The sequence below is a fragment of the Pseudomonas fluorescens genome (genome assembly GCF_902497875.1).
GTDB classification, from domain to species: Bacteria; Pseudomonadota; Gammaproteobacteria; order Pseudomonadales; family Pseudomonadaceae; genus Aquipseudomonas; species Aquipseudomonas fluorescens_BR.
On sequence record NZ_CABVHY010000024.1, the window covers coordinates 16,571 to 39,597 of the forward strand.

At 57.4% G+C, this 23,027-nt stretch carries 28 protein-coding genes and 2 pseudogenes; 13 read left to right on the forward strand and 17 right to left on the reverse strand.

All coding sequences use genetic code 11. From position 1 onward, the window contains the following. Positions 1-2: 2 nt before the first annotated feature. From modC to F8N85_RS22585, 5 genes are all read left to right on the forward strand, one after another. A complete protein-coding gene (modC, locus tag F8N85_RS22565) occupies positions 3-1,091 on the forward strand; it encodes a molybdenum ABC transporter ATP-binding protein (RefSeq protein ID WP_150805732.1) in 1,089 nt (362 codons plus the stop codon). 73 nt (positions 1,092-1,164) lie between these two features. Next, a complete protein-coding gene (locus F8N85_RS22570) occupies positions 1,165-2,196 on the forward strand; it encodes a DNA topoisomerase IB (protein WP_150805733.1) in 1,032 nt (343 codons plus the stop codon). A gap of 178 nt (positions 2,197-2,374) precedes the next feature. Further along, a complete protein-coding gene (locus tag F8N85_RS22575; RefSeq protein WP_150805734.1) occupies positions 2,375-4,021 on the forward strand; it encodes an ABC-F family ATP-binding cassette domain-containing protein in 1,647 nt (548 codons plus the stop codon). Positions 4,022-4,118: 97 nt separating this feature from the next. Next, positions 4,119-4,340: a hypothetical protein gene (locus F8N85_RS22580; RefSeq protein ID WP_150805735.1), complete on the forward strand. Its 222-nt coding sequence runs from the start codon at positions 4,119-4,121 to the stop codon at positions 4,338-4,340. Positions 4,341-4,464: 124 nt separating this feature from the next. Further along, complete coding sequence (locus F8N85_RS22585; RefSeq protein ID WP_150805736.1) at positions 4,465-4,695, forward strand: hypothetical protein; 231 nt, start codon at positions 4,465-4,467, stop codon at positions 4,693-4,695. A gap of 408 nt (positions 4,696-5,103) precedes the next feature. Here the strand turns inward: F8N85_RS22585 and F8N85_RS22590 are convergent, their stop codons facing one another. Both F8N85_RS22590 and F8N85_RS22595 read right to left on the reverse strand, forming a co-directional pair. Beyond that, a complete protein-coding gene (locus F8N85_RS22590) occupies positions 5,104-5,454 on the reverse strand; it encodes a hypothetical protein (protein WP_150805737.1) in 351 nt (116 codons plus the stop codon). Positions 5,455-5,723: 269 nt separating this feature from the next. Further along, entirely contained in the window at positions 5,724-5,924 is a 201-nt protein-coding gene (locus F8N85_RS22595) for a hypothetical protein (RefSeq protein WP_150805738.1), read from the reverse strand. A gap of 130 nt (positions 5,925-6,054) precedes the next feature. Between F8N85_RS22595 and F8N85_RS22600 the strand changes: the two genes are divergently transcribed. The 3 genes and pseudogenes from F8N85_RS22600 to F8N85_RS35085 all read left to right on the forward strand — a co-directional run. Further along, a complete protein-coding gene (locus F8N85_RS22600; protein ID WP_150805739.1) occupies positions 6,055-6,414 on the forward strand; it encodes a hypothetical protein in 360 nt (119 codons plus the stop codon). Positions 6,415-6,683: 269 nt separating this feature from the next. Next, positions 6,684-6,923, forward strand: coding sequence for a DUF6555 family protein (locus F8N85_RS22605; protein ID WP_150805740.1), 240 nt, complete (start codon positions 6,684-6,686; stop codon positions 6,921-6,923). A 2-nt stretch (positions 6,924-6,925) separates the two neighbouring features. After that, positions 6,926-7,084: pseudogene (locus F8N85_RS35085) on the forward strand (MarR family transcriptional regulator); the annotation flags it as partial. A 112-nt stretch (positions 7,085-7,196) separates the two neighbouring features. Here the strand turns inward: F8N85_RS35085 and F8N85_RS22615 are convergent. The 3 genes from F8N85_RS22615 to F8N85_RS22620 all read right to left on the reverse strand — a co-directional run bounded on the left by F8N85_RS22615 (position 7,197) and on the right by F8N85_RS22620 (position 8,047). After that, entirely contained in the window at positions 7,197-7,388 is a 192-nt protein-coding gene (locus tag F8N85_RS22615; RefSeq protein WP_150805741.1) for a DUF2188 domain-containing protein, read from the reverse strand. A gap of 163 nt (positions 7,389-7,551) precedes the next feature. Continuing rightward, complete coding sequence (locus F8N85_RS34615; RefSeq protein ID WP_191636239.1) at positions 7,552-7,710, reverse strand: hypothetical protein; 159 nt, start codon at positions 7,708-7,710, stop codon at positions 7,552-7,554. A gap of 115 nt (positions 7,711-7,825) precedes the next feature. Next, the gene (locus F8N85_RS22620; RefSeq protein WP_150805742.1) at positions 7,826-8,047 is read right to left on the reverse strand and encodes a hypothetical protein; all 222 of its coding nucleotides are present in this window, start codon (positions 8,045-8,047) and stop codon (positions 7,826-7,828) included. Positions 8,048-8,282: 235 nt separating this feature from the next. Between F8N85_RS22620 and F8N85_RS22625 the strand changes: the two genes are divergently transcribed. After that, positions 8,283-8,936: a methyltransferase family protein gene (locus tag F8N85_RS22625; RefSeq protein ID WP_150805743.1), complete on the forward strand. Its 654-nt coding sequence runs from the start codon at positions 8,283-8,285 to the stop codon at positions 8,934-8,936. Between the two features lie 149 nt (positions 8,937-9,085). On the opposite strand, the gene F8N85_RS22630 is transcribed toward F8N85_RS22625, so the two are convergent. Next, a complete protein-coding gene (locus F8N85_RS22630) occupies positions 9,086-9,331 on the reverse strand; it encodes a hypothetical protein (protein ID WP_150805744.1) in 246 nt (81 codons plus the stop codon). A 169-nt stretch (positions 9,332-9,500) separates the two neighbouring features. Beyond that, complete coding sequence (locus tag F8N85_RS22635; RefSeq protein WP_150805745.1) at positions 9,501-9,827, reverse strand: hypothetical protein; 327 nt, start codon at positions 9,825-9,827, stop codon at positions 9,501-9,503. 205 nt (positions 9,828-10,032) lie between these two features. Between F8N85_RS22635 and F8N85_RS22640 the strand changes: the two genes are divergently transcribed. Further along, positions 10,033-10,218, forward strand: a complete 186-nt coding sequence (locus tag F8N85_RS22640; protein WP_150805746.1) for a hypothetical protein — start codon at positions 10,033-10,035, stop codon at positions 10,216-10,218. A 74-nt stretch (positions 10,219-10,292) separates the two neighbouring features. Here the strand turns inward: F8N85_RS22640 and F8N85_RS22645 are convergent, their stop codons facing one another. From F8N85_RS22645 to F8N85_RS22685, 8 genes are all read right to left on the reverse strand, one after another. Beyond that, a complete protein-coding gene (locus tag F8N85_RS22645; protein WP_150805747.1) occupies positions 10,293-10,478 on the reverse strand; it encodes a hypothetical protein in 186 nt (61 codons plus the stop codon). 123 nt (positions 10,479-10,601) lie between these two features. Next, positions 10,602-10,817: a DUF6021 family protein gene (locus F8N85_RS35090; protein ID WP_150805748.1), complete on the reverse strand. Its 216-nt coding sequence runs from the start codon at positions 10,815-10,817 to the stop codon at positions 10,602-10,604. An 899-nt stretch (positions 10,818-11,716) separates the two neighbouring features. Continuing rightward, positions 11,717-12,214 (reverse strand): Lrp/AsnC family transcriptional regulator, encoded by a 498-nt coding sequence (locus tag F8N85_RS22660; RefSeq protein ID WP_150805750.1) that lies wholly within the window; start codon positions 12,212-12,214, stop codon positions 11,717-11,719. Between the two features lie 21 nt (positions 12,215-12,235). Beyond that, positions 12,236-13,000 (reverse strand): ABC transporter ATP-binding protein, encoded by a 765-nt coding sequence (locus F8N85_RS22665; protein ID WP_150805751.1) that lies wholly within the window; start codon positions 12,998-13,000, stop codon positions 12,236-12,238. Positions 13,001-13,030: 30 nt separating this feature from the next. Next, the gene (locus F8N85_RS22670) at positions 13,031-13,735 is read right to left on the reverse strand and encodes an ABC transporter permease (RefSeq protein ID WP_150805752.1); all 705 of its coding nucleotides are present in this window, start codon (positions 13,733-13,735) and stop codon (positions 13,031-13,033) included. Between the two features lie 2 nt (positions 13,736-13,737). Beyond that, a complete protein-coding gene (locus F8N85_RS22675) occupies positions 13,738-14,424 on the reverse strand; it encodes an ABC transporter permease (protein ID WP_150805753.1) in 687 nt (228 codons plus the stop codon). Between the two features lie 151 nt (positions 14,425-14,575). Next, positions 14,576-15,691 carry a succinylglutamate desuccinylase/aspartoacylase family protein gene (locus tag F8N85_RS22680; RefSeq protein WP_150805754.1) on the reverse strand — a complete coding sequence of 372 codons (1,116 nt, stop codon included), beginning with the start codon at positions 15,689-15,691 and terminating at the stop codon, positions 14,576-14,578. Positions 15,692-15,748: 57 nt separating this feature from the next. After that, the gene (locus F8N85_RS22685) at positions 15,749-16,519 is read right to left on the reverse strand and encodes a transporter substrate-binding domain-containing protein (protein ID WP_150805755.1); all 771 of its coding nucleotides are present in this window, start codon (positions 16,517-16,519) and stop codon (positions 15,749-15,751) included. 265 nt (positions 16,520-16,784) lie between these two features. Here F8N85_RS22685 and F8N85_RS22690 point away from each other — a divergent pair, with 265 nt between their 5' ends. Further along, positions 16,785-18,170 carry a PLP-dependent aminotransferase family protein gene (locus F8N85_RS22690; protein ID WP_150805756.1) on the forward strand — a complete coding sequence of 462 codons (1,386 nt, stop codon included), beginning with the start codon at positions 16,785-16,787 and terminating at the stop codon, positions 18,168-18,170. A 16-nt stretch (positions 18,171-18,186) separates the two neighbouring features. Here F8N85_RS22690 and F8N85_RS22695 read toward each other — a convergent pair. Continuing rightward, positions 18,187-18,468 (reverse strand): annotated as a pseudogene (locus tag F8N85_RS22695) (methyl-accepting chemotaxis protein); the annotation flags it as partial. A 132-nt stretch (positions 18,469-18,600) separates the two neighbouring features. On the opposite strand from F8N85_RS22695, the gene F8N85_RS22700 reads away from it, so the two are divergent. Further along, positions 18,601-18,930 carry a helix-turn-helix domain-containing protein gene (locus F8N85_RS22700; RefSeq protein WP_150805757.1) on the forward strand — a complete coding sequence of 110 codons (330 nt, stop codon included), beginning with the start codon at positions 18,601-18,603 and terminating at the stop codon, positions 18,928-18,930. A 192-nt stretch (positions 18,931-19,122) separates the two neighbouring features. Here the strand turns inward: F8N85_RS22700 and F8N85_RS22705 are convergent, their stop codons facing one another. Next, positions 19,123-21,876, reverse strand: a complete 2,754-nt coding sequence (locus F8N85_RS22705) for a DUF4214 domain-containing protein (RefSeq protein WP_150805758.1) — start codon at positions 21,874-21,876, stop codon at positions 19,123-19,125. Between the two features lie 250 nt (positions 21,877-22,126). Between F8N85_RS22705 and F8N85_RS22710 the strand changes: the two genes are divergently transcribed. Then, positions 22,127-22,381 (forward strand): helix-hairpin-helix domain-containing protein, encoded by a 255-nt coding sequence (locus F8N85_RS22710; protein WP_150805759.1) that lies wholly within the window; start codon positions 22,127-22,129, stop codon positions 22,379-22,381. The last annotated feature ends 646 nt before the right edge of the window (positions 22,382-23,027 follow it).

Here is a 23,027-nt window from a genome sequence, read left to right on the forward strand (position 1 = left end):
TGATGACGTCCCTGATTCACGCTCGCCTGCAACTGAGCTATCCCGACTTCTCGCTGGACCTCGACCTGCAGCTACCGGGGCGCGGGGTCACGGCGTTGTATGGCCACTCAGGATCGGGTAAAACCACCTGCTTGCGCTGTATCGCGGGCCTGGAAAAAGCCGACCAGGGTTTTATCCAGATCAACGACGAAGTCTGGCAAGACAGCAGCAAAAAAATCTTCCTCGCCCCGCATAAACGCGCGCTCGGCTACGTATTCCAGGAAGCCAGTCTGTTTCCCCACCTGTCGGTGCTGGCCAATCTGGAATTCGGCCTCAAGCGCATCCCGCGCCAGCAACGGCGAGTCAACATGGCCCATGCCACTGAACTGCTGGGGATCGGCCATTTGCTCGACCGTCACCCGCAGCATTTGTCGGGGGGTGAGCGTCAACGCATCGGCATGGCTCGCGCCCTATTGACCAGCCCCAAAATACTGCTGATGGATGAGCCATTGGCGGCACTGGACACTCAGCGTAAAAACGAAATCCTGCCCTACCTCGAGCGCCTGCACGACGAACTGGAAATCCCGGTGCTGTACGTCAGTCACTCGCAGGATGAGGTCGCGCGGCTGGCCGATCACATCGTCCTGCTCAGCGAGGGTAGAGCCCTGGCCAGCGGCCCGATCGGCGAAACCCTGGCGCGCCTCGATTTGCCCCTGGCGCTGGGTGACGATGCCGGCGTGGTGATCGAAGGCAAGGTCAGTGCCTACGATGCCCACTATCAACTGCTGACCCTGCAATTGCCGAACAGCCAGCTGAACGTTCGAGTCACTCATTCGCCGCTGGCCAACACCAGGACTCTGCGCTTCAAGGTCCAGGCGCGGGACGTCAGCCTGAGCCTGCAGGATGCCGGGCACAGCAGCATTCTCAATCGCTTGCCGGTCACGGTGATCAGCCAGATCCCCGCCGATAACGCCGCCCATGTGCTGGTACGCCTGGACGCCGCGGGCACCGCGTTACTGGCGCGGATCACCCGTTATTCCCGCGACCAGCTGGACCTGCAACCGGGTCAGCAACTCTGGGCGCAGATCAAGGCGGTGGCGGTCCTCGCTTGAATGGCGGGCACGTCTGCAACCCCGTGCGGTCAATGGCATAACAGGCCCTGATTTGCTGCTCCGGATGACCGCCATGTCAGATTTTCTGCTCGATCTACCTCGTGACCTGCATTATGTCGATGACACTCAGCCGGGCATTCGGCGAAAACTGCAGCGGGGTAAATTCAGCTACTTCGACACCCAGGGCCAACGCATCCGCGACCCGCAGGAAATCCAACGCATCAACGCCCTGGCCGTACCACCCGCCTACACCGATGTCTGGATCTGCGCCGACCCGTGCGGACATCTGCAAGCCACCGGCCGCGACGCCCGCGGTCGCAAACAGTACCGCTATCACCCGCGCTGGCGTGAAATACGGGATGCCGACAAGTATTCACGCTTGCTCGAGTTCGGCCTGGCTTTGCCAAAACTGCGCAGACAGCTTGAAGCGCTGCTGGCCGCCCCGGGGTTCAGCCGCGACAAGGTCATGGCCACCGTGATCACCTTGCTCGATGTCACGCTGATTCGCGTCGGCAACACTCAATATGCCCGCGACAACCGCTCATACGGGCTGACCACCCTGCGCACCAGGCATGTTGAAATCAAAGGCAGCGCGATTCTTTTCCAGTTCCGCGGCAAGAGTGGCATCGAACACCAGATCACGCTCAAGGACCCGCGCGTGGCGCGTATCATCAAGCGCTGCCTGGAGCTGCCAGGGCAAAACCTGTTCCAGTATCTGGACGAGAATGGCGAACGGCGCAGCGTCAGTTCCTCAGACGTCAATGCCTATCTGCAGACACTCACCGGCGCCGATTTCACCGCCAAGGACTATCGCACCTGGGCCGGCAGCGCCCAGGCATTGGCGGTACTGCGCAAACTGCATTGGCAGCCCGAATCGGATGCGAAAAAGCATATTGTCGAAATGGTCAAAAGCGTCGCCAGACAGCTCGGCAATACCCCGGCCGTGTGCCGAAAATGCTACATCCACCCGGCGCTGCTGGAGGGTTTCCTGTTGGGTGCGCTGGCCGATCTGCCCCGGCCCAGGGTGCGCAAAGGTTTGAAAGCCGAAGAAGTCAGGCTGGCGATGTTTCTCGAACAATGGGCGAACGCTGCACCGAGCGCCTGAAGGCATGCCCCTGGATACATCGTGGATCCTTGGACTGAAAAAGCATCATGGGTTAGGCTAGCCGACGCCCCCTTACGCCGGACGACCGCCGAAGTGAACAACTAAGCCTTCCAGAATGTACTCGCAACAAGCCGCCATCGGCGCTTGTTGGCCTTTCCGACATTTTTTGGAGGTGCTGATGACTCACGTCACCCGGCTACCCGCACTCGTCTCCCTGAATCAGGTGGGCTTGCAGTTCGCCAATGGCGAAACACTGTTCGATTCACTCACCCTCGGTTTTGATCATGGCCCCACTGGCATCGTCGGCCGCAATGGCATGGGCAAAAGCCTCCTCGCTCAATTGATTGCCGGCCAACTGGCGCCGTCATTCGGGACAATCACCCGCTTTGCCGATGTCGCCTACGTCGCCCAGGATCACTTCGTCTTGAACGGGCAAACCGTCGCCCAGGCCGCCGGCGTCGCCGAGGCGCTCGATGCCTTGCAGCGACTGGTGTCGGGCACCGCCTCAGCCGAAGATCTGGAGCGGGTGGATGGGCGTTGGGATTTGGCCGAACGCCTGCGCACGTTGTTGGACGAAGCCGGTCTGCCAGACCTTGACCCGCAGCAGCCAACAGCTCGACTCAGCGGTGGTCAATTGGCCCGCGTGGCGTTAGTCGGTGCGTTCCTGGCAAGCGCGGCGTTGTTGGTGCTGGATGAACCCACCAATCATCTGGACCAGCAAGGTCGGGCCTGGCTGCTGAACAGGCTGGAGAAATGGCGCGGCGGCCTGATTGTCGTCAGCCATGATCGACAGTTGCTCAGCCGCATGCAGCGAATAGTCGAGCTGACCGCCCTCGGTCCCCGCGTCTATGGCGGTAACTATCAAGCCTACCGTGCTCAACGCCAGACCGAGCAGAACGCCGCCCAGGCCGCCCTCGAACACGCCCGCAGCGAACGCACTCGCGAACGAAAACGCCAGCAACGCGAACACGACACCCTCCAGCGCCGCGCCGCCGCCTCAGGTAAAAACGCTGATACCGCCAACGTTTCGCGCTTCGAGCGCGCCGACATGAAAGGTGCCGCAACGCAAATAATGGGGCATGTCCGTCAGGCCCATCAAACCCGCAAGACCGAGCTCGATGCCCAGGTGCGTGATGCCCATGGGCGGGTGCTGGCACACCGTCCGACCCTGGTATCGCTGCCGGGAACCGCCGTACCGGCCAATCGGCAAGTCTTCACCCTGGTTGATGCGCAACTGCCCTGGTTGCCCCCCGACGAACCGACCAGCTACGTCAGCTGCTCGGCAATCGGACCGATGCGTATCGCGCTGATTGGACCCAATGGCTGCGGCAAATCGACCCTGCTGAAAATGCTCGCAGGCGATCCCGCCTGGACTCCCCGCAGTGGCATCTGTGCAACTCACGTACCCTGCGCCTATCTGGATCAGCGTCTTGAACTGATCGACGATGAACGTTCGATCGTCGAGCAATTGGGTCTGCTCGACTCACCGCTGACCGAAGCTGAACTGCGCGGCCGCCTGGCTTTGTTGCAGCTTGACGCCTCGCGGGTGGTTCAACCCAGTGGCCAGCTGAGCGGTGGCGAACGTCTCAAGGCGGCGATTGCCGTCGCGCTGTGGAAAGCGCCTGCCGCGCAGCTGCTATTGCTCGACGAACCGACCAATCACCTGGATCTGGAGTCAGTGCAGGCCTTCGAGCGTGCATTGCGCGATTTTCCGGGAACCCTGGTGGTAGCCTCCCATGATGCCGACTTTCTGGCCGCGCTCGAGCCCACTCACTGCTTGAAGTGGGAGGCGGCGCGATGGTGTTTCCAACGGCTGCATGAATAGCCTCGACGCTTCAATGACAAGACCGCCCGGCGCCGGGTTTTGCAGGATTCATACTTGCTTCTATAGTTGTCCTGACACAAATCATACCGGTGACGCCATGGAAGACATTTTCGTTGTGAAGCGTTGCAATAAGATCATTATCCAGGGCCGCAGAGAGGGCGAAGTTTCCCATAGGGTTCCGGCAACCGACTGGTACCGGATCGCCGACACCCGCACCGGCGGTTTCATAGGCGATGGTTATGATCGCCAAACGCAAGCCGAGCGTGAGTGCCAGCGACTGAATGCGGTCAGCAAGCGCGTTACATCTCGTCAGTGGTGAACCACTGGCGTTTACCGGGTCTATACTGATTCCAGCTGAAGGATCAGCCCCATCGGCAGAAAGCTCGCTCCTCGCGGGCTTTTTGTTAGTCCAGGCAGATTCTCACTCAATGGAGGTGTTCCACATGTCCGAGAAAGAGTCCATCACCACACTGCTGACACTCCTCGACTCGCGCCAGGTCCGACTGGCCGCTGCCTGCAAGGAAATCGCAGACTGGGTCGACCATCAAGGTGGCCATCCCACCGCACTGCGCATACGTGACCGCCTGAGAGAGATAGAGACCGAAGAGCCGCTGGTTAAAAGTGCGTTGACCTCTTTGAAGCCTGTCGAGCCGCCTCTTCCTCGATTCAGATAGCGGCAAGCACCCCGAATCGACCCAAGGGCCTGATGAGGATTGCGAGAGCCAGGGAATTCGCTGCGCCGACACTATGATTGATCGCGGAGAAGTCCATTATGCCGAAAACACACTAAAGGCTTGAGTGAGTATCTCACCCAGGCCTTTCTAGTATTCGGCCTCCCCTTCAGTTCTGAAATGATCGACCCAGCCCAGCAGTGACACGCATGTCGTGACCCTCGGTAGCGGCAAAGAACCCACGACAGCCATCTTGATCAACCCGTTCATGCTCACCCCCGGGCAACGGTTTCAACTGGGACAAGTCATAGCCGACAATCCGCATCCCGTCCAAAAATGCCGACGGTGCGAGTAAAAACCTGCGTCATGTCTGGTGTTGCCCACCGCGCCGTCAGCGGGTGCTCGAGCGGATTACAGGCAAGTAGCGAGTGCGGCAAGTCTTCGCCTGGCGACCGCGGTATCCGACTTGGCGTAGTAAGTGGCGACTGTTCCGGAGTCAGTACTCTGCACATCGACAAAGTACTCGGCTGCGGTGGTGTAAACCGTATAGCCGGCAGTGTTGCCCGGCTGCAGGAACGCCCCGGCGTCGACACCGAACACCGCCTCCTCCTGCCAGGCTGCCTGCGTGCACTGGGCAATGACTTTGTCCGGCTTGTTCGAATTCAGGGTCTTGTATGGGCTTTTCGAGCGAGCCTCGTTCATCGCGGGCGTCGTGCACCCTGCCAACAGCATCAGGCCAAGAGCCCCTATCAAAATCCGCATGACCTAGCCTCAAGCTGAAAAAAGGCGACTGTACCACCAGGCCGGCGCGGATGAGCGATTGGCAGCAATGCCTGATGCGGATTCGGCTTCTCGAAGACACTGCGCCCGACTGGTTTTCGAAGACATGCGCCGTACCGAGCGAGCCGTTGAACGGATCTTTCTGACAAAAACCAAGGCTCGGTAGTCGAGGATTTTTCTGACCTGAGTAGCTTCGCGGATCAAAGCCAGAGATGAAAAAGCCTCGTGCTGTGACGAGGCCTGTCGGCGATTCAACCGTCTTTTCGACGGTCGATTATCTTCGGAAGAAACTTCGCTTTACCAATTCCCGGCGTCTTACCAGACTTGTTCTTGCGTGCTAAATCGTCGATTGTCGCGCCTTCGAAATCAACCTTGTAAGGCGTTTGACCGCACCCTATGCAGCTGTTGATCGGATACTCGTCTCCATTGTCCTCAATGTACGGTTCACTCATCAATTGGTTCCCCTCTGAAAGCTGATCAATACCAGCAAGCGCCTGATTGCCCAAGAAATATTGACCATCAAGATGCTTGAGCCTAGCTGGATATTTGCCGCTGTGGGGGTGCGAAGGGAAAGCCCGACCAATGGCTTGGGTCGGCGCAGCCTGCGATCTTTTAGCGGTTCTGGACAGTGCCCCAAAAGATCAAAAAATCGCAGCCTGCGGCAGCTCCTACGGAGGAATGCGTACACCCAGGCCAGCAAGCACGCCACTCGCCTCGAATGATGCACACGAGGTATTAAATCAAAGCCCACGAACGAGCCGACGCATAATCGCGCAACGCTATCAGGAAACAAGAAAAGGAAGAAGGATAAAAGCGATCAATGAGCCCTATGCACAGGTGCGCGAGCAGTTGGCCAGATGGCGCAGCGATTTTACCCGAAGGTCGGCATCAGACTCATTGATCATTGCCCAACTCAATGTTGGACTGTTTCCATTTTATTAATGGAGGTCTTGCAGCCCGCTCTCACCCCAGCCTGTTTCCTTCAAGGTGGGAGCCGTGCAGTTACAGTTCTAGCAAAGCCTCCCTTGGTGGTCTAGTAACGTTTTGTCCTAGGGATATACGTTCAGGAAATAACCCTATGCCCAGCAAATTCAGGGCCTGCCAAGGGACTGCCAGCGAGAATCAAATCATTCAGACCGACGGCTACAGCTATTACTCCTTATCCGGATTAGGGTTAGTGGCCACTAGCCAGTGGCTTAGGGAGCGAAACCATGGATCCTGCAGCATTTACTATTGGCTACAGCTTCCAGGGCGCCCGTTTTATATTCAGCTACTTATCATCGAGCCTCACTGACACTGATGCCTGCTACCTGGCACTGCTGCATGCGGGCTGCATTCCGGAACAGGGCATGGCCTGCACGGGTGAATTCCGCTCCATGCAGGACTATGTCGGGCGTAGCGGGGTCACCGACGTGAGCTGGCACAAAACCTCTAGCTCGATCCAGCCATAACCGCCAGCACTCATCCGCAGGTCTGCGAGCTTGATCTGGCCCTGATCGGCGCACTGGGCGGCGGCGATGTGGATCACCTGGAATGCATGGTGCGTGGTGGTGAGGTCTGTCGTTTCCAGCTGACCCGTCTCGACCGTGGTCGCAAACCCATCCGTTCATAAGAACATGGCCACCCACAGCCAAGCTGTTGCGATTGCGCGCATCGCGCCATGCCTGGCGAACCAAAAAAAAGCCCCGGCATGGCCAAGGCTGGAATGTGTTTTGAAAGTCGAGCTATTGGCTGGTGGTCGGGGGTTTCGACCTGGCTTTGTAAACGGGCAAAGTGGCCGCATAAGCCACCGCTTCCTCCCGAGTGCCGAAGGAGCCGAATCGGTCACCTTTGGTACACACTTTCCACGGGCCACTGTTTACGCTGATCAACTCATAACCATTGACTTGAAACTTGCTCAGCATCGGAACGCTCATAAACACCTCCCTATCGCTAGCGATGATCCAGGGGTTGCCCGAACCACCATACACCCTGCCCGCCCTTGATGACGACCCTTGCGCAGATGGCCGGCAACCGAGGTTCTCCCGGTCCGGGTGCTGTGAGTAACAAAGCCCCGCACAAGGGCGGGGCTGATGAGTGTCAGGGCTTCAGTGGCCGATCTTCATCGCGCTCGGACAACTCTTTGCCATCGTCCGGATGTTTCCAGGTCTGTGCACGATGCCGCTCTTCCTCGATTTCTTCCGGCGTAGGTTCGTCTTCCGTATCTGATTGATTCTGCGGTTTTCGTTCAGTTGCCATGCCCACCTTCCATCCTTAAGAATTGGTCTTCGCTGTTTAAGGATAGAACAAACTCATCGGTTCGGTTTGGATCACAAGAACTACCCGTACCCGCGCAGGCTGGGTCCGTTCGATGTCAATCGTTTGGCAGCGGCATATCCTCGTCATCTGGAATGCCGTCCCCGGCACTGCGGTCCTTGCGCTCCTGCGGGTGCTCCCGGGTGACTACGTCCGGCCTGGCCAGCGGATCGGATTCGCCTGGGGCATCGGGGTCCATCGTCGGTTCGTCCGTGCCGGGTTCAGGTTTGGATGGAACACTGCCTTGGGTTTCGTCTTCAAAACTCGAATCGGTAGACATACTCACCTCGCAATGAGGTCCAGCGAATCTGGGCCTTATCGTTTGGAAGTTGGCCCCGGGCCAAGGTGCTATCAAGTAGACGAACGGCCTGACTGCCGGGCATCTCAACGAACAGATACATTCGATCGAGGCCAAGGGCTTCATCTTGCAAGGATGCCCCGCTGCCGCAATCGGCTCCGAGTCGCAAACCACGACTGTCTACACTGACGCAGAGCGACTGTACTCAGTGAAAGCCATGAAATTCACAGCCAGAATGGCCTTTATCAGTGTGGCGGCGACCCTTGCCTATCTCGGGCTGGCGATCCTGGGCTGGGGCGTCGCCTTCTTTTCCCGGCCGGCACTGGTGGTCATTGCGATTTCGACCCTGGCGATGGCGATCGTCGCACTGTTCACCGAGGGCAATCTGAGTCCGGGAGAACGTGAAGACAGGGGCAACCGCTGGGTTCTTCCGGTCTTTGGCCTGATCGGCCTGCTGAGCGCCTTTCTACCGGCCTATACCGACCGGATCGGCTTCTGGACAGTGGGTGGCGAGGGGCTGCGCTGGGTCGGCGTCGTCCTCTTCATCGCCGGTGGTGCACTGCGGATCTGGCCAGTCTTTGTGCTCGGCAAGCGTTTCAGTGGCCTGGTTGCCATCCAGCCTGGGCATACGCTGGTCACCGATGGCGTCTACAAGATCCTGCGTAACCCGAGTTATCTGGGACTGCTGGTCAATTCCCTGGGCTGGGCCCTGGCCTTTCGTTCGGTGGTCGGGCTGTTGCTCACGGCACTTACGCTGGTTCCGCTGATTGCCCGCATACGCGCCGAAGAGGCGCTGTTACGCGCGCAGTTCGGCAGCGAGTATGACGCGTACTGCGCGAGCACCTGGCGGCTGATACCTTGGATTTATTGATAGCGTCGATGCTAGCCAGAGCGTTTCGGCGCCTATGAGATTGCCAGGATCGCAGCCTACGACAGCTCCTACGCCGATCGGGACGCAAAAACTGTAGGCGCTGCCGCAGGCTGCGATCTTTTACGAACACCAGGTGCTCGAATGACTGGCTACAATCGGTCCGCTTGCTCGATCATATTTTTCGCCAGCTTGAGGCCCTGGTTTTTGGCATCGTCGAAGCTCTTGTAATTGGCCACTTCATGCAGGTTCTGAACATAGTCTGCGGAGTGCTTCACATTGATACGAAGCCCTTTCGGGGTCGGATCAGCCGGGTCGCCCCATTCGAAATCAATAGTCGCCTCTCTGCCGTCCGGGTGGACGTAATTAACCGGTTGCGGTCTGTCTACGGATGCCATTTCGCTCTCCCTGATATATCCAGTGATGTGCCCTGACTTAAGCATTAGTTTAAAACCAGCAGTCACGCCACACCCTGGCGTCAACATCGCTGCGCCATAGCGTTTCCCGCATCAGCTGGAAATGAGAGCCTCCTCAATCCACTTGTTTTTGTTCTGAATGCCCGGCCCATCAGCGCAGCCGGCCAAGGCAAATGCTCGCCAGGGCAATACCGAACCGCAGTGCGTCGCCATAACTGTTCCACTCGCCCAACTCCTCGCCGAGCTTGACCCGTCCATCGCCTTCCTTGAGCCAGATGACAATTCCGACAGGTGACCGGTTTTCGGGATCCCCCCATAAGAAATCAATCTTTGCCTGCACTCCGTTTGGATGGATGTAATCCACGGGATAAGGTCTTTCCACAGCCAAATGCATGGAGATCTCCTTGATCCGGCCCCGCGCCGGGATAATAGAAATAGCCCATGCACTGAGACCCTGCCAGTGGTCGCGAACGGTCATTTGCCTAACGTAAATCCAAGACCCTGCACAGTTCTGACTGGCTCTGCGATGAAACCCATTGAGCATGGTTTTTTTTGAAACACGCTCGTCATAAAGCTCATCCAGACTCTGCTGATTGGCGGCATTCGGTTTTCTCTATTAGCCTCTTCACCACCTGGAAACTTGCCGCTGTTTATTGGCCGACACCTGAGTGAGGGTGAAATCAATGAGCGCTGTACATATCGCCGAACAGACCTATCGCAACTGGTCCAGTCCGATCCTGCTCGAACTCAAGGCCCGTGAACATCAGCTGACCCCTTCAGCCCGCCAGGCACTTGAAAATATCCTGGTGGAGAGGAAACTTCTGAACTGGCCCAGCCCCACCGGCAAGCTATCTGATAGATCGGTGTAGCGCCGGATCGCCGATAAGGGCTGGCCTTGATAGGGCCTCGATGTACTCAGGTCGCATTCATTGCAGCACGCAAGCTACGAGCGCTCATTCAAATATTCCACCCAGCGCTCATAAGCCTCATGTTGCCGCTTGCTGGTTTCGTCCCACTCCGGCCCACTCATTTGATGCGCCGATATCAGCTGCATCATCTCTGACGTCGCCGCATCCAGCTCGACTAGCAGCCTGTGCGCCTTGATCCTGAACTCGTCTTCGGTAGTCATTGCCGTTCACCTTGCCAAGTTGATCGAAAACCAGCTTTTTCCAATGTATTGAGCACACCCATGCCTGACTGGAATGAAAAAGCCCTGCATGGATATACCTGCAGGGCTTCTCGGCCAGGCTGACTAATCATTTCGCAGATTGGCGAGTGGATCATAGGGTTTAGGCACGGGTCTCTGCCCATCGGCACCGTGATCCTTGCCGGGGATTTTCGCCGGCCCTATGGGATCGACTTGCGGATCTGCGAGGTCCGGCGAGTCAGGATCGAAACCCAGCTCCTCTGCGGCGGACGGTGGTTCAGAGGGTCGTGGGTCTTTTGGGAGATCCGGAGTTTTAACCATATGCACCTCTTGCCTGCGACCCAAGTGTTTGGGTTTGTATGTAAGATCCTGGGCGGGCTCAAGAGTGCAAAACGGCTGACGAATGGACGTAGGCGCTGCAATCCTGCAGGCATCGACACGTCATGACTGCACACCAGGAACATAATGTTAAGCAGGAAATTCGCCCTGCAAGTTATTGATATACCTAGTACCTGGAGCACTTGCCACGGCATCCTGCCGACCGAACACGATTCCATCCAGCGCAGGGGACAATCCCTACTAATATAAATCTGGCACTCTCAAGAAAGTGTAGCTCTCTGCTGTCAACAGGACTGCCATGGACGACAGCCAGAAACCTCATGAACAGGGGAAATGGAATGTCCAGACAAGCACCACGAAAAACCAGGCTTCTGGTTTTTCTCTCCGTTTTGGCTGTCAGTCTTTCGTTTATTGCTGGCTGCGCGAATAAACATGGCGAGGGGCGCTCTTCAACTCCCACCGGGGGCTCCAGGTGCTTCGCCAAGGCAATGCCCACTCTCGGAGAGGGAAGCCTGGCATGGGGTCCCAATCTGCAAAGGGTCCGCAGCTCTTCAATCAATAATTGCCGACGTTATGCAGGCCGATCCGGTGGCACGCCCAATACCTGCAAGGTAGTGCTGGCGCAGTGCAAGAATTGATCTGGCGTTGTGGGTTTCGCTACTGGGCACAGGCTTGATCAGTCACGAAAAAGTATCGCCAACAAAGTGAATTGCCGACCAACTCTATTTTTTCGGACCGGAAACGAATAAGGGTTTGCGTTAGCTTTTGCCCGCAAACCCTTGATTTTAGAGGATTACAGAAGCCAAGAGGCGTTCCCTGGATTACTCCGCCGCGAAGTTGCAGCAGGCTCCAAGCTGCGCTACCGATACCAAGGTACTGATCTAAAGGTGGCTTGTTACACTGGTTTTGACAATCGCCAGTTCAGGGTGAGCAACAAGTTTATCAATATGCAATTGGTCGTTGTTCAGCCAAGTCTCCGTCACAACACGGTAGTGTTCCATATCCTTGCAACGCATACGCAGACTGTAGTCGAACGGCCCCGTGATCAATTGGCAATCGAGCACTTGTGCACTCGTTTTTACGGTTTTTTCGAAGGCTTTCTGGGCGCTGCGTCCGCTTTGATTGGACAATGCCACCAGCACCAGCAGCGATAACCCTGGCGAGACCGCCTGCATATTGATGATCGCGCTGTAGCCCTGAATAAACCCTTGCCGCTCAAGCTTGCGTACTCTCTCCAGGCAAGGTCGGGGCGTCAGATGCACTAAGGTCGATAGCTTTTCATTGGTGATCCGACCGTCATGGCGTAACACCTCTAAAATGGCTTGGTCGATACGATCCAGCGCATAGGGGACAAGCGGATTTCTTTCTTTGGTGTTCATCTTTGATTCTTGTTCACTTGCTTACTTCAGAGCACCGCAGAGAAATTGGCGCAGGCGTTCACTTTTGGTCTGGCCGAAAACTTGCTGGGGAGTACCTTGCTCCTCTATAAGGCCGTTGTGCAGGAAGACCACCTGAGTCGATACCTCACGGGCAAAGGCCATCTCATGGGTCACTACAATCATGGTGCGGCCTTCGGCGGCCAGGCCCTGCATAACCTTGAGCACCTCGCCGACCAGTTCCGGGTCTAGGGCTGAAGTCGGCTCGTCGAACAGCAAAATGTCCGGCTCCATGGCCAGCGCGCGAGCAATTGCCACCCGCTGCTGCTGGCCGCCGGACAAGTGCGCCGGATAGACATTGGCGAACTCACCAAGCCCCACCTGCTGCAGATACTTCTGACCACGGTTCAATGCTGCGGCGCGACTCAGGCCAAGCACATGGATGGGCGCCTCGATAACGTTCTCAAGTACGGTCAGGTGCGACCACAGATTGAAGTGCTGAAACACCATGGCCAGCTTGGTGCGCATGCGTTGCAGTTGCGGGTGATCGAGCACCTGCAACTCACCGCGGCGATCAGTGCCCAGGCGAATGTCTTCGCTGCCTAGGCGAATCGCCCCGGCATTGGGTTTTTCCAGGAAGTTGATGCAACGCAGGAAGGTGCTTTTACCCGAACCCGAGGAGCCGATGATGCTGATCACATCGCCCTTTTGCGCAGTCAGCGAAACACCCTTGAGGACTTCCTTGTTACCGTATCGCTTGTGAATGTTTTCTACGACGAGGGTTGTCATTGTTATTCCTCTTGAACGGTATAGGACGACTCAATTGGCCGTGCGTGGCGCCAAATAAGCCAGGTATCGCACTTCCAGTAACCTGAAGAGGCCTACCAGAGCGAAGGTCATGACCATGTAAACCAGGCCGATAAAGAGAAACGCCTCGAACGGTGCGTAGTAGTCCGAGTAGACACTGCGGCCTGCCCCTGTGAGGTCCATGAGGGTTACCGCACTGGCGATGGATGACCCCTGCAGCATCAAAATCACTTCATTGCTGTAGGACGGGATGGCGCGCCGCAAGGCCGACGGCAGGATTATCCGACACAGCAGTGTCATAGGGCTCATCCCGTAGGCACGCGCGGCCTCGATCTCACCCTGTGGAATGTTGCGCATGGAACCGGCAAAAATTTCAGTGGTGTAAGCGCAGGTATTCAGCGCAAAGGCAATCAAGGCACACCAGTAAGGCTCGCGCAGGTAAGGCCAGAACAGGCTGTTCCGTACCCATTCGAACTGTGACAAACCGTAATACAGCACCAGCAATTGCAGCAGCATTGGCGTACCGCGGAAAAAGTAGGTGTAGGCCCAGACTGACTGACTCAACCAGCGATTGCGCGACACTCGCAGGCGCGCCAATGGCATGGCCAACAGAAGGCCAATCAGTAAGGAGCAGCCGGTGAGTTTGAGGGTCATGAGCAAACCGGCAAAAAACAGTGGCAAGTTGTCGAGGATGATCTGCGGTTGCAGGTCGATCATGATCAAATCTCCGCGTGCCGAACGCCAAGGGAATAACGTTTACTCAAGGTGCCGAGAGCATATTGAGAGCAGGCCGTCAGGGTCAGGTAGAGCAGGCACACCAGCATGTAGAAAAGGAACGGTTGACGAGTGGCCCGACCCGCCTGATCTGCCATCCAGGTCATGTCCTGCAGGCCGATCATGGTCACGATTGCAGTGCTCTTGAGCAGCACCAGCCAGTTATTGCTCAGACCGGGCAAGGCAAAGCGCATCATTTGGGGGAACAGCACACGGCGAAACACCTGGGCGCGGCTCATGCCATAGGCAACCCCTGCTTCCAGCTGGCCTGCCGGCACAGCAAGAAAGGCACCGCGAAAGGTTTCGGAAAAGTACGCGCCGTAAATCAGCGCCAAGGTAATGACTCCGGCAACATAGGGATCGATATCCCATTGCGCCAAACCGTAAGTCTCGGTGAAGACGTTGCAGAAAATCTGCATGCCGTAGAACAGCAGTAGCATAGCCACCAGGTCTGGCACGCCCCGCATGATGGTTGTGTACAGATGCGCCGGCCAGCGCAGCCAGGCGAATGGCGAGAGCTTGAGACAGGCACCCGTCAACCCCAGCAAAATGGCTAGCAGCAACGCCAACAGCGCCACCTCAAGGGTTGTAAGCACGCCAGCGAGAATCGCCGGGAGGTATCCGTTAAACATGTTTCCTCCGGGGCGTGCTGACGCGTAAGTCTTCGCCAGTGCGGGTGTCCGCCAGCATGTGCTTGCCGATCAGTACCAACGGGAAACGTAATTTCATGGTCATCTTATTGTTATTCCTGTTACCTGCCCTGCTTGACTGAGGGATTAATCCTTAGGCACCGAGCAAACATCCATTACGCACCGGCACTTGCCCTGCGACGAAGGTCAGCTCGGTATTGGCTTCGGTGAAACGCTCTAGAACCCGCGCGTAGAACACGCCGGAGATATTGCTGGTGAGGGTGCTGACCCGATCAGTCAGCGGATCGATAACCTCGGCCAAAACGGTGCCCGGCTCGACCCAGCTGCCGATCGGCGCACGGTAAGCCACCAGCCCGGAGTGCGGCGCATTTAGCACCTCGACCCCGGCCAGCGGCGTCGGCTCGTGCATTGGCGGCGGCACCACCGGCTGCGCATCGGCGATCAGACCCAGGTGACCGAGGTAGGCGAGCAGCGCCTCGGCATCGGCCTGAGCCAGTTCATGGCTGACATCACTGGTGCCGCGCAGCTCGACCGTGGCAGCGAAGGTGGCCATGGGAATCGGCTGCTGCGCAAACGCCTGACGCAGGTCATACCAGGCAGCGGTGAAGGTTTCGTCGAAGGAACTGCCGCCCTGCTTCAGGGCATGCAGAGTCGCATGCGCGCCGGTCAGTCCCGCCAGCACGCGGGCATCGGCCTGCTGCTCGCTGTGCACATAGAGATGCATCATGGCCTCGCTGTCGCAGTGCAAATCGAGCACGCAGTCGGCATCGCAGGCCAGACGCAGCAGGGTCAGTCGCATCGATTCAAGCTCGGTGAGGGGCTGCAATGCTTGCAGGCTGCTGCGTATGCACTGGCGAATCAGTGCCACGTTGGCGTCGACATCCTTTCCTAACTCGTCGGCCACCTGCTCACGCACCAGTTCGGCCAGGTCAAGGTAGTGACGATTGAAGTTTTCCCGGCTGGACAGCTCGAAACGCCCCAACTGGCGGCCGAATACGTAGTTGCTCAGACCAATCGGGTTGGCGATCGGTACCAGCACCACTTCACCGGTTAGCCGGCCAGCGGCCTCGAGTTCCAGCAGGCGCAGTTTCAAGTGATGCAGCACCAGCATGCCGGGGTGTTCGTCGGCATGCAGGCCAGCCTGCAGGTAAGCCTTGCGCCCCTGCCCTTGCGGGCCGAAGTGCAGGCTGATGATTTCGCGCGGGCTACCCACGGTTTGCACTACAAGCGCATGTTGCTGCTGTTGCATGGGGATATCCAAATTGAAAATCCGCCTGGCGTGACAAAGCCGACGCCAGGTGAGGCATCACTCGTACTGGTTGTACGGGAAGTATTTGTCGTTTATCTGCTTGTAGGTGCCATTGGCGAGAATGGTCTTGAGCGCCTGATTGAATTGCCCAAGCAGGGCCTGATCCCCCTTGCGCATGGCAATCCCGGAGCCTGTGCCAAAGTACTTGGGATCATTGAACTTCTCGCCGAAGGCATGGTAGGCGCCCAGGTTCGGGTCTTTCTGGGTGTCGTAGATAATCCCGACTTCCAGCACCACGACATCCACCCGCCCGGCGTTCAGATCCATCAGCGCGGTCTGCGTATCCGGGTAGCGCTGTACCCGGATGCCGGCCTTCTCGTAGTAATCCTTGGCGAAGCTCTCCTGAATCGAGCCTTTTTGCACGGCGATGATCTTGCCCTGTAGGGCCGCGGGGCTGCTGTCGGTCAGACTCTTGTTGCCGAACAGCATGGAGTAGCCGCCCTCATACTTGTCCGAGAATGCGACTTTTTTCTCGCGCTCCGGGGTAATCGCCATGGAGGAGACAATGGTGTCGTACTTCTTCGCCATCAACCCGGGAATGATGCCGTCCCAGTCTTGCTTGATCAGCTTGCACTGGACTTTCATCTGCGCGCACAGGGCGTTGGAGATGTCGACATCGAAGCCACCGAGGCTGCCGTCCGGATTGACGAAATTGTACGGAGGATAGGCCCCTTCAATGGCAATCCGGACGATTGGGGTTTGTGCCTGGGCAAAACTGCAACTGGCGAAGATGAAAGAGCCGATGAGTATTCTTTTTATTGTGCGCATCTGGGGTGTTCCTCTGATGAGTGCTGGTAACACCCCTCCACGTTATCTCTTCTGCGTTCAGGCTCCATACACAGCAGACCCTAAATGGACCGCACCTGTATCGGTTGAAATACCTGTACAGGGGGCGACGAAAAATCGGGGCGCACGACTACCCTGCACAGGCAGGTAGCCCCCCTGGCGACTGCACCGGCAACTTCCTTTCCAGGGCCAGCGCTCCTAAAATGGCGGCCATTGCCCCTCAGTCAGCGGAAGCCTCCCCCAGCCAATGGAACTTGCTCGTAAAACCTCACTCATCGGTCAACTGGTAGAGCACTTTTCCCAGCGCATCGAACACGGCCAACTGGCCCAGGGCACTCGCCTGCCGTCTATCCGTTCCGCGGCCAAGGAGTTCGATGTCAGCACCTTCACCGTGGTTCAGGCATACGACCGCCTGGTTGCTTTGGGCTATGTCGAGGCGCGCAAAGGCGATGGTTTCTTTGTCGCGCAAACCACCCTTAGCGTCGAGCAGCAGCGCATCACAGCGCCGCTCAGCGATGTTTACTGGCTGCTGGATGACGCCTTTCACCCAGATGCGGATGCCCTGCAACCAGGCAGCGGCGGTCTGCCGCACACATGGCTGGATGAGCCAGGCCTGCACCTGGCGATGCGCGCCCTGGGCCGCTCCAGCGGGCTAATTACCGAGTATGGTGAATCCCGTGGCAACCTTGGTTTGCGAAGCTGGATCCAGCGCTACCTGAGTGATCGCGGCGTTCCCGCGCACATAGACCATATTGTGCTCACCAACGGTGCCAGCCAGGCGCTCAATCTGGTGGTCCGCGCCCTGCTGCAACCCGGAGACTGCGTGCTGGTGGATGACCCCGGCTACATCAACCTGCTGGCCAACCTGCGCGATCACAAGGTCAAAGCCATCGGTGTACCCTGGACACCGCAGGGGCCGGATGTGGAAAAACTCGACGAGCTACTGGCGCTGCATCAACCCAAAGCGTTCTTCACAAATCCCTGGCTGCAGAACCCAACCGGGGCCAGTTACAGCCCGGCCGTGGCGCATCGTGTGCTGCAACTGGCCGACACCCATGACTGCTGGATCGTTGAGGACGATGTGTCCGGTCAGTTGGTCGGCGACAATCAGGCACCGCTGGCGGCCCTGGACAATCTGCAGCGGGTTATCCACATCGGCAGCTTCTCCAAGACTCTGGCCGCCTCGCTACGCGTCGGCTTCATCACTGCGGAACCGGCGGTGGCCGAAGCCCTGCTGCATTACAAGATGACCACCGGGCTGTACAGTTCGCAACTGAGTGAACAATTAGCCCTGCAGATGCTCAACGACGGCACCCAGCGCAAACGCTGCCAGAAGTTGAGCGCTCGGCTGCTCAACGCGCAATTGTCCGCGCGACTGCAACTGCAACAACTCGGCTGGCAATGCTGGGCGCCCGCCGCCCCCACTCCTTACCTGTGGATCGGCAGTAGCAAGGCCGATTTTGATCCAGTGGCTCTGACGCGTGCCGGACTCAAGCAGAACATCCTGCTGTCACCCGGCTGTATCTTCCGCCCTTCCCTGCAAGCCACGCCTTGGCTGCGTTTCAACGTGGCTTTCGGCGAGAACCCATCTGTCTGGAGCTTTCTCGCCGAAGCCCATCAGAACCAGGCATGATCCAAGGTCAGAGTGTCTACCTCAAAAGAGCGTTTGTCTGCGCGGGCCAAGAGCTACACCCCACCTCTGGAGTGTTGTTGGCCCGGCTTTGGCTGCTATGAATGGCATTGACCGCACGCACCGCACCCGATTGTATGCCCGCGATCATCGGCCCTATCTCTTTGGTCGACTCCTGGGTTCGGTAGGCCAGAGCACGCACTTCATCGGCAACCACCGCGAAACCACACCACGCATCACCGGCACGGGCCGCTTCAATAGCGGCGTTCAGTGCCAGCAGATTGGTTTGATCGGCGATAGAGCCCCGCACAGAGACAGACCAAGACACTAAAGCCTTCCACGACATTGTTGAGAGCCCGCGGTATACAGGCGCGCAGCATTTTGATGAGGCTGTACACTCAAATTAATCAACCCTCAGAAAAAAGGAGGCTATATGAGCGATATGGGTGCCAGATTGAAGGAAGAACGAAAACGCCTCGGGCTTTCGCAGCATGAATTAGGGGCTCTTGGGGCAATCGAGGCGAACGCCCAAGGCATGTATGAGCGCGGAACGCGGTTCCCGAATGCCACCTACCTTTCCTCAATCGCCAAGGCGGGAGTGGACATTTTGTACGTGGTGACAGGAGTCAAGAAGGTCCTCGCAGCTGACAGCATCAGTGAAATGGACACAAAGGTGTTGCATGAGCTGGATGGTCTGCCGAAAGACGTGCAGGAGGACATCAAACAGCTGATTACGACGCTCTTCGAAGGCGACGAAAAGTAATAGGGCTCAATCCCGTCAATAACTTAGCGTTGTATATTGCTACAGTAGTTCCCCTTCTACGGCGTTCTACCGACCTCAAACTCCCGCTGCTACGCTGACCTCATAACCGAGGATTTGCGGCGCCCAATTCAGACCTGCTCCCTTCAGTAAAAAGGCCTCTTTCGAGACCTTTCTTCTGAACCTGGCTTTTGATTAAACGATGAAATCCCACTGCGCTGCCGATTGTACGTTTGCGCTCATTTCGATGGCGGCAACGAACGCGCTCGCCACATCCTTCAGGCTCATGCCATGGTCTTGAATCTGCGTGATCCAATACGCCTTGCCAGCGGCTTCGGCGTTGCGATTGAAGATGGCGTGGTACAGCACTTCAACATTGTTGCCGATGTCATTGGTGATGACATTGCCATGGGCTGTGTTTTCCGTAGAAGCGATCATGTTCAAGGCGATCTGGCCCAGGTTCTGGATGCCGCTGCTTTGTTGTTGCCCCCAGTACTCAAAACCGCTGACGTCGGCCTGACGACCCAGAATGTTCTGATAAAGACCGGCGAGTACGCTCAGTTCTGAACGTGACTCGACGCTGACGTTGCCGTCGCCAAACTGAAGGGTTTCGACGTTGATCAAGCGGGTCTGTTGCGATGGATCATCGACCCGCGTCACCAGCGTGTGACCGTCTTTTTGCTTGATGACATAGTCGGAACGCGCGCCGCTGAACACCAGGGTGTCGGCATTCGTACCGCCATGAATCAGGTTGAGCTGGCCCGCTGTGCCGCCGGAAGCCGCAGCGGCGTGGACTTCGATCGTGTCATTGCCGCCACCAGCGTAAACCTGGCTGTGGCTATTACCCGTCAGGACGAATGTCTGGTTCGCGGCATCACCACTGAGCAGTTGCCCGGACTGATTGCCAATCACCTTCACTGCGCCCACAACCGAGGCAAAGTCAACATGGTTCAGTTGCAGCGCGCTGCCGGCCGGCAAAGAACTGGCATCGATGACCAGGGCCGTGTGCTGGCTAGCATCGGCTGAACCATTGATCACCAAAGGGGCCGTCGGCGCACTGCCGCTGGCGGTCACCGGCGTGAGGGTTTGCACCATCAGCGCCGCATCGCCCACCAGACCGGTGAGAAACGCCAAGCCGTTACCGGTCAAGTGCGCCTGATCGTGGCTGTTGTTGCCAGCGCTGACGGCCTTGATGGACTCGATCAGGGACGCCAGAGAGTTACCGGCTGTGCTATTGGCGCCACCCTGCGCTTTAAGGCCGAAACCGATCGGTAGCTGAGCGGAAAGCAGCGTCGTGTTGCCGTTCTGCGCCAACGGAATGTCGGCAACCCCGGCAGCCCCGGTTTGCTCGACGCGACCGTCGCTGACCACGGGAATGTTGATTTGCTGGCCCAGACCGCCGCCGGGCAACCCGGTACCCGAGGTAGAAACCGCGACACCGTCGATCGAGACTGCCGAGGAAGCCTCTGGCGCCTTGTTAACCGTCAGTTCGTACAGCGTATTGACCGCCGTGTTGGTTTCGTCGGCAACACTGACCTTGATACTGGCTTTGCCCTCTTTAGTCGCGACGAATGTGGCGCCCGCCAAATCCGCGTTAAGTACATCGGCAGTGGCAATCCTGGACCAGACACTGCCCGTGTGGGTCCAGCCGTTGAGGCCACCAATCTGCCCGTTGACGGCAGTGAGGCTAACCGTCAGATCGGTGGTGTCGACGTCCCGCACGGTAAAGTTATCCAGGGCCGCCGTGCTACCCGCGGTAATGACCTGACGCGAACCCGGCACGCCCTGAATCGTCGGCAAGTCATTACTGCCGTTGATGACCAGCTGCAGGATGGTCTGGTTGCTGCCGCCGTTTCCGTCATCGGCATTGAGGGTGTAGCTCAGGACCAGTTGCTCGCCGGCTTTGAGGTACTTGAAGGTTTCGCTGCCCGAATTGAACGACCAGGTCAGGCTTCCCTGGGTTTGCGTACCATCGAGCGCTGGCGTCGGCGACAGGCTGATCATCGCCAGCATATCGCTGTTGGTCGGCTGTCGGCTGTTGGAGGTCACTACCACGCCGCTGCTGTCTTTCTGCTCGATCGTCAGTGCCGTTGCGGTAACGGTGACGATGTCGCGGTCGGCATCGGAAATCGCCAGTTTGTTGGTCGATTGCAGGCCGGTACTGCCCTGATTGAGGGTATAGCCGGATGACAGTTGAGTTGAGTACTGCATAGCACGCGGGATGATGTCGGTGACCCAAGCGTTCGTGCTGCTTGAGCCAGTCGTCACATCTTGCAAATACTGGGGCGCTGCAGTCTGGAATCCAGTGCCGGCGATGCCGGCACCGTAGTAATCGAAGCCGAGGACAATGACACTGCCGGCGCCATGAGTAATCACCGCAACCACGGCGTTGTCGTCCTTGCCGTAAATGGCCTTGAAGTTGGAGACAGTGCCCCTGCCGATAGAGTCAGTCGCATCCGTATTGCCCAACGTGGCCGGTCCTCCGGCAAAAGGCGTACCTGATGCATTGGCCATGTTGAGCGACCAACTGCTACCGCTCTGGCTGGTCAGATCCCAGCCGAAAACTGAATTCAGGAAGACGGTGTCTGGGGAACCACTCGTGCCTGTCATCATGATCACGCCGCCTTTGCTCACCCAATTCTCGAGGGCGGCTTTGGCATCTGCCGGCAGGAATGTGAGACTGGAAGGATTACCAGCCTCCATGTCGGTCATGAAGAAAAACCCGCTGGCGGCCAGCTTGGTGGCGAAATCCGGATCAGCAAAGCTCTTGATGGACGTATCAAGGTTATAGTGGCCGCCCTTATTGATGACCGACTGAATGATGCTGGCCAGGTTGGCGTTTTCAGTTCCAACACCCGGTATGGCATCCGAACCGTTGAGATTCGGTTGGCTGTAAACGGAGACTTGGGTGGTGGTCGACAATGTTGCGAACTTGGGTGCGCTATTCATTGGAATCAAGGGAGGCCTGCCTGCTTTATAAATTAGGGGCCCAACCCTGCTTTCCCATACTTGTCAAAAAAATCAGGGAACGTCGAGAGGGCGAGCCGAACTGTCGACAATTCGCACTTAATACATGCCCGCCCAGATAAAGGCAAGTGGCCACCATTGCGACCGCTGGAAAAACGATGACACCGGTCTATTGAGGCCCCCTCTCGCGTCGGGCACACTTCCACGGACTATTTAAAAAAGGAATTTACGGATGCCATTCTCATTGGAAGAAAGAACCGCGTTGCTCGCGCTCAAGGGTGTAGGCCCTACCGTCATTACTCGGTTAGAGCAGATGGGCATCGAATCGCTGACTGAACTCAGAAAATCGGATGTTGGTGACATCTTGGCCCAAGCATCCGCAGCATTAGGTTCGACGTGCTGGAAGAACAGCCCTCAAGCCAGAGCAGCTATCACCGCAGCCGTCGAGCTTGCGCGTCAATTAACGCAGAGCAATCCAGTCCGGTAGGCGCGTTCGATTGCCTCCCAGTCGGGTTGCTTGGGGTCATCGAGTTATTTTTACCTTGGCAGATGACTCTACTTTTGCGGACCAGAAACGAACAAGGGTTTGCGTTAGCTTTCGCTCGCAAACCCTTGATTTTAGATGGTGCCCGAAGCCGGAATCGAACCGGCACGCCCTTACGAGCGGGGGATTTTAAGTCCTCCGACAAACCGAGGAAATAGAAGGCTCTGACTGGTGTTCGCGTTCCGCAATATTTGCTTTTCTGCTTCCATGTGAGCCTTTGTTTGCAAGACCCTCAAAATAATTGCGGAACGAAAAATCCAACGAATTCGCAGCCTGACCCAGCTCCGGAATATTTCATTATTATGCATAATCGGCATAGCGCACGCTGCGATATTCTCTAGAAAACATCATCCCGCCGTCCCGCCAGAGCAGTTGCACCCCATGCTGGGGGCTAAACACACCTAACCTATTGTTTTATAAAGGATACATATCCTATACCGGGTGGAAAACCATACGCTTTTTTGCGCTTATGCAAACGGTAAACCGTGGCCTGCAGCGGTGGTTTTGCGCACGCACCTCTGGTTATCTCATCGATGAGCAGGTGATCCCGCCCTCGACGATTTGTCTGCATAAGCCTTACACGCTGGAT